Source organism: Pseudomonas sp. (genome assembly GCF_037994325.1).
Classification (GTDB): Bacteria; Pseudomonadota; Gammaproteobacteria; order Pseudomonadales; family Pseudomonadaceae; genus Aquipseudomonas.
In genome coordinates, this window is the sequence record NZ_JBBNAH010000314.1 from 1 (window position 1) to 5,704 (window position 5,704).

Annotated in this window: 6 protein-coding genes and 1 pseudogene; 2 read left to right on the plus strand and 5 right to left on the minus strand. The window is 59.5% G+C overall.

Going from position 1 to position 5,704, the window contains the following annotated elements; genetic code table 11:
• Positions 1-222 precede the first annotated feature (222 nt).
• From AAAB16_RS10690 to AAAB16_RS10700, 3 genes are all read right to left on the minus strand, one after another.
• A complete protein-coding gene (locus AAAB16_RS10690) occupies positions 223-456 on the minus strand; it encodes a hypothetical protein (protein WP_340663298.1) in 234 nt (77 codons plus the stop codon).
• 150 nt (positions 457-606) lie between these two features.
• Positions 607-885 carry a peptidylprolyl isomerase gene (locus AAAB16_RS10695; protein ID WP_110617814.1) on the minus strand — a complete coding sequence of 93 codons (279 nt, stop codon included), beginning with the start codon at positions 883-885 and terminating at the stop codon, positions 607-609.
• 57 nt (positions 886-942) lie between these two features.
• Positions 943-1,746: a TatD family hydrolase gene (locus AAAB16_RS10700; RefSeq protein ID WP_340663299.1), complete on the minus strand. Its 804-nt coding sequence runs from the start codon at positions 1,744-1,746 to the stop codon at positions 943-945.
• A 249-nt stretch (positions 1,747-1,995) separates the two neighbouring features.
• On the opposite strand from AAAB16_RS10700, the gene AAAB16_RS10705 reads away from it, so the two are divergent.
• Complete coding sequence (locus AAAB16_RS10705) at positions 1,996-3,414, plus strand: transglycosylase SLT domain-containing protein (protein ID WP_340663300.1); 1,419 nt, start codon at positions 1,996-1,998, stop codon at positions 3,412-3,414.
• 121 nt (positions 3,415-3,535) lie between these two features.
• On the plus strand, positions 3,536-3,970 hold the full coding sequence (locus tag AAAB16_RS10710) for a DoxX family protein (RefSeq protein ID WP_340663301.1): 435 nt from the start codon (positions 3,536-3,538) through the stop codon (positions 3,968-3,970).
• A gap of 106 nt (positions 3,971-4,076) precedes the next feature.
• On the opposite strand, the gene AAAB16_RS10715 is transcribed toward AAAB16_RS10710, so the two are convergent.
• On the minus strand, positions 4,077-5,099 hold the full coding sequence (locus tag AAAB16_RS10715) for a lipase secretion chaperone (protein WP_340663302.1): 1,023 nt from the start codon (positions 5,097-5,099) through the stop codon (positions 4,077-4,079).
• 68 nt (positions 5,100-5,167) lie between these two features.
• Positions 5,168-5,704: pseudogene (locus AAAB16_RS10720) on the minus strand (lipase); the annotation flags it as partial.

Below are 5,704 nucleotides of genomic sequence, written 5' to 3' on the forward strand. Positions count from 1 at the left end.
CGTTTTCCAGAATTTGCGCGTGCTGGACGCCATAGCCATCTCGCTCGCTGTTGCCTGCCGCTATGGCTTGCCTTAGTACGTCCGTCGAACGCAGATAAGTGGCATCCGGCTGGATGGTATACAGCCAGAGGCCGTTTTGCCCCTCCCTATTGGCCAACGGTGCTCCGGTGCGGAGCATTCTCTCGCCAATGACCAGGGCGATGCTGCGTCGCCCCATTGTGCTTACCCATGCCGATCGATTTTTTCTCGCGCTTGTGCTTGGCAAGAGGCCAAAAAGATATGGTCAAAGAGGCTGGGTGAAGTGCCCCAGGTCACAAAGCCGTTAGCAAACACCTCTGCGGGTGGGCGCGAATCAGTGCGGTATACCCACGGCACAGGCTGCGCCACTGCTGGCGCACCTACCAGCAGGATGGCAGCGCACAGGCCGAAGAACTGCAGAATAAGGTGGTTTTTCATTGCGTCCCTCTTGGTCAAAACCGATAGGACGCAATAGTTAAAGAGTTGCGCTGCTGGGTGCTGGCGGCTGTTTCCGCCAGTACGCTGAGCATGCAGTGCTAACCGCGACAGACGCTTCCTTGACGCGCGCTGGTTTGCGCTGGCTAGGGCTCAGTCGCGGTAAAACACTTGCACCAAGTGATAGCCAAACTGGCTTTTCACCGGGCCATGCACGGTGCGCAGTTCCTTTTTGAAAATCACCTGGTCAATGGACTTCACCATCTGCCCCGGTCGCACCTCGCCCAAGTCGCCACCTTTTTTGCCGGAAGGGCAGGTGGAGTATTTCTTTGCCAGCACATCAAACGCTTCGCCGGCGGCGATACGTTTTTTCAGCGCGGCCGCTTCGGCCTCGGTTTTTACCAAAATATGGCGGGCCATCGCTTTTGCCATTACAGAGTCCTCCTCTGTTTTTTTAGGGTTTGCTGATGCGTTTGCAACTACACGCCATCACAGCGCGGGAAGGTTAAAAAACGCCCGTGCGCAGGCGGTGGTATGGGCAGCCAAATGCTCCGGTGTTTCCTCGCGGTGCTTGGCCACTTCATTCAGCACTTCCGGCAAATATGCCGGCTCGTTGCGACCGTTCTTGGGTTTTGGCCGCAGGGTGCGCGGCATCAGGTAGGGCGCGTCACTTTCCAGCATCAGCCTACCGACGGGAATTTCCTTAACCAGCGGGTGCAGATGGGTGCCGCGGCGCTCATCGCAGATCCAGCCGGTAATGCCGATATGCAGGTCCAGGTCGAGGTAACTAAATAGCGCGCGTTTCTCGCCCGTGAAGCAATGCACCACAGCGGCCGGTAAGCGGTCGCGGTAATCGCGCAAGATTTCCAACAGGCGTTGGTTGGCATCGCGCTCGTGGAGAAACACGGGCATCTGCAGCTCCACGGCCAGGGCCAACTGTTCTTCCAAGGCTTTTTCCTGCTGCGGGCGCGGGGAAAAGTCGCGGTTAAAATCCAGCCCACATTCGCCCACGGCGCGTACCGCGTCTTCCTTTAATAGCGCGGCCAATTGCGCGGCGCTGCTGCTGGTCCATTCGCTGGCCTGATGGGGATGAACGCCTGCCGTGCTGAACAGGCGATTGCCGTGCTCATCGGCTTTACCGCACAGCTCAAGGGCTTTTTCGCTGCCTGGCAGGCTGGTGCCGGTCAACAGCAGTTGGCAGACGCCGGCTTCATAGGCACGGGCGAGCACTGCTTCATAGTTCTGGGCAAAGCTGTCGTGGGTCAGATTGACGCCAATGTCGATGAGTTGCATGGTGCTACCTCACTGCGAAGCGGTGCAGCTTACCATCTCCGTAAGCGCATCTATAAAGCCATAAAATACAGCCAGTTATGTGCGCTTGTTAAAGCCGTTACACCCTTTGGCTGGCGCTCAAGTGCAAGCTGTGCGACCCTCCGCGCCCCTTTTTGCCGGGGGAACTCGTTTGGCGGGTGCCACTCTGAGACGATCGGAATTTTTACGCTGACCCCCGCCAGCCCCTCTGGCGCGGCGTCTGGAGCTTAAATGACGCGAGCGCTGCTGCTTGTCCTGTGCCTGGTGCTGCTGCCGTTGCCGGCGGTCGCGCGTTTGGCCGGGCCGCAGGAGGGCTGGCAACACCCGAGCGAGGTGCGCGACCTCAGCAAAATTCGCAGCAGCGGCGTGCTACGGGTGCTGGTCAACCAGAGCCGCAATAGCTCTGGTGAAGTCAAAGGCCAGGCCATTGGCCAGGAATACCACCGCCTTAAGGCCTTCGAGCAATACCTCAACCGCAATGCCCATGACGGGCGGCCAGTCACGTTAAAAATCATCCCTAAAGCCAAAGACCAATTGCTTGGCGCCTTGCAGCGCGGCGAGGGCGATGTGGTGGTACCGGGCGAACTGCTTAATGCCCGCAGCGGCCAGGACGTCAGCCCGAGCATGGCCATTCGCGCCCATGTGCCGCTGGTGATCGTCGGGCGCCAAGGCAATAAGCGCTATCAGCATATTGAACAGTTGACCGGCCGCAGCCTGGCGCTGCCGGCGGGAAGTGCGGCGGCCGAGGCACTCGATGAACTGAACCAGCGCCTGGCCTTGCGCAAGCTGGCGCCGGTGAGTATCGAGTGGGTCGATCCTAGCTTGGCGGTGGAAGACGTATTGGAGATGGTCGAGGCGGGCATATTTCCCTACACCGCCGTCGAGCTACCGATTGCCGAGCGCTGGCTGAAAGTGATGCCCAAACTGCGTATCGAGCGGCAACTGGTGCTCAGCGATCAAGGCGATATCAACTGGTTTGTGCGCCCCGATGCGCCCATGTTGCGCGCCGCCATTGACCGATTTCTCAGCGGCTACAACAGCCCCACGGACCAGGATGTAGCGTTCCAACGCATCTACCGACGCTTGTACAAAGTGCATTACCCGCTGGCTCGCGGGGATCGGCAGCGCTTGGAAAAAGTCCGGCCGGTGCTGCAGCGTTTTGCTGACGAGCAGGATATCGACTGGCTGGCCTTGGCGGCGTTGGCCTTTAAAGAGTCCACCCTTAACCCCGCCGCGCGCGGCACCGGCGGTGCCACCGGGCTGATGCAAATTACCCCGGCGGCGGCGCGCAGTGTTGGCGTGACCGATGTTAAGGCGCTGGAGGGCAACGTGCAGGCCAGTGCCAAGTACCTGGCCAAGATCCGTCGCAACTTCTTTAACAGCGCGCAGATCAACGAGCGCGAGCGTATGGCCTTTGTTCTGGCCGCCTACAACCTCGGTCCGCAACGGGTGCAGGGTTTCCGCGCTGAAGCGCGTCGCCGTGGCCTAAACCCCAACCAATGGTTCTTCCAGGTGGAGCGTATCGCCATGGAGCAGGTAGGGATGGGTGTAGTCAGCTACGTTAATGCGGTAAACAAGTACTACCTGGCCTACGACCGTGAGCGCGCGCAGTTGGTGCCCAAGGCCAAAGTGGCCAGTTCCAAGAAGTGATGGGAGTGTTATTTATCTGATTAGTTGATTGGTATAGCGGGAAAATTGCGCTATTCGTATCGAATTTATCATTTAAACTACGCCCACCAACACCTACTTAGCCTTCTACAAGGATTGCACCATGAACAAGCTGATCAACACTGTACTCGCTACCCGCGCTGGCTTCGGTATCACCATTCTGCGTGTTATCACCGGTCTAACCTTCGCCTCCCACGGGTCGCAGAAACTCTTTGGTTTGTTTGGCGGTTATGGCCTGGCAGGCACCGGCCAGTGGATGGACAGTATCGGTATTCACCCTGGCTACCTGATGGCGCTGTTGGCCGGTAGCGCCGAGTTCTTCGGCGGCGTTGCGTTGGTGATCGGTTTGCTGGTGCGCCCAGCAGCAGCCTCGCTGATCGTGGCCATGCTGGTGGCGATATTCGCGGTACATATCGGCAACGGCTTCTTTATGGCTACCAACGGCTTTGAATATGCCCTGATCCTCGCCACCATCAGCGCCGCGCTGCTGGTTGAAGGCGCCGGCAAGTTCTCGCTGGATCGCAAAATCGCCGGCTGATTAAGCCGAGCAAAACAAAGCCCGCCTAGTGCGGGCTTTTTGTTGTGTGGGGTGTGCTGTGCGGACCGAGCTAAGCGCCGGCACACACCCTATATACCGCCGTTATCTAGCCCTTGCTGGCCGACAACTCCACTGCCGCATCCAAACGCAGCCGTTCGTTTTCGTTGAACTGCTCGTTGGCCAATTGCTGGATGGCGCTTTGTTTGTCGCCGTCGCTCAGGCCTTTCTGGCTTTCGATCTGTGCTTTGGCAGCTGCAAAGCTGGCGATGCGTTGTTTCCAGCCAGCGCGCTGCTGGTCGAGGGCTTCCAGACGTGTGGTGGCTTCAGCGCCGACCAGTTGCTGGCGCAGGGCGCGAACCTGCTCGGCGCTGGCGCCTTGGGCACGCAGCTGTTCGGTCTGGGTGTGCAATTCGTTTTGCAGTTGCGGCAGCACGCTTTCTTGCAAGTCTTCCGGCAAGCCGGCACGCAGTTGGTCCAGGGCCACGCCTTTGGCGGCAGCGTCGAGCTTGTCGTCGTGCTGAATGGCCAGGCGTTGCAAGGTGAATTGGTTGTAGGCCTCTTCGCCGCCAAAGAAGGCTTGATGCGCCTCGGCGGTAAACAGCCTGGCGCGCAGGGCTTGTACGGCCGTTTCGCGCTGGCGCAGGGCGTCAAGGTTGGCCATTTGCGGCAGGTCTTTTTCCAGCAATACCAGTTCGCGCTTGTAGTCGATGTACTGGTTCAGCAGTGCTTGCGCTTGTTCCTGCGCCGGCTGCGGTAATTGGCTGGCGATATAGGCGCGCAGGCGTTTAACGCTGTCTTGCAGTGATTCCTCGCCGTAGGAGCTGAGGAAGTAATCGAAAATGCGGCGGATGTCGCCGGTGATCAGCAGATTGCCAGCGCCATCAACCTGAAAGCTGCCATCCACTTGCGTGCCTTTGAACGACGGCGGCAAGGGGGCGAGGGTGGCGGGTAGGGGGGCGATCTGGGTGCTGACCAAATCAGTGGTTGCGCTCGGTTTTTTATCCGCAGCAGGCGCTTTGGAAACTTTGGAAACGCTGGGTTCGCCTGGGGTGTCTAGCGGTTGCAGATAGAGCATCACCCCTACGCAAGCAGCAAAGGAGACGGGTAGCAATAGCAGCAGTTTTTTCATCGGTGCAGGTGCTCCAACAAGATGGCCGTGCTGACCGAGCCCAACGCGGGCCCGGCCAGTGTCAGGGATTACAGGCCGACGTTTTTCAGGCGGTTGGCTTGTTGGCGATACACGGTGACTGGGTCGGTTTCGAACAGGCTGGTGAGGCCAAAGGTTTGGTTAACCTCGTCGAGGTGGTTCATGCGGTAGTCGTCACGAATCACTTGGCCCAGGTGCGAGCTGCACTTGCCGACCAAGCCGTCGCTGGCTGCGCCTTTGAACGTGACGGCCGAGGCGCCGAGCAACAGATCGCTTGGGTCGAGCACGTTGGTCAGCGGGCTGGTGCCGCTCCAGGAGTAGTAGCGCACGCCATTCACGCTGTAGGCACCTTCGCCGCAGGCCGTGGTGGGAATGCCTTGTGGGTACTTGGCGTTAAACACTGCAGCGCCTGCCGAGTTCAACGAGGTCAGCGCGCCTAGGGCGTTCTGCGGCGTGGTGCTGGAGCTGGCGGACAGGAAGTTGATCAGTGCGCCGAGGCCATTGACGATGCCAGCGACCACGGTTTCGCCCGCCGAACCTGGCGGAATCTGGCGCAGGAAGTCGGCGGTGGCTGAGCCCTTATGCGG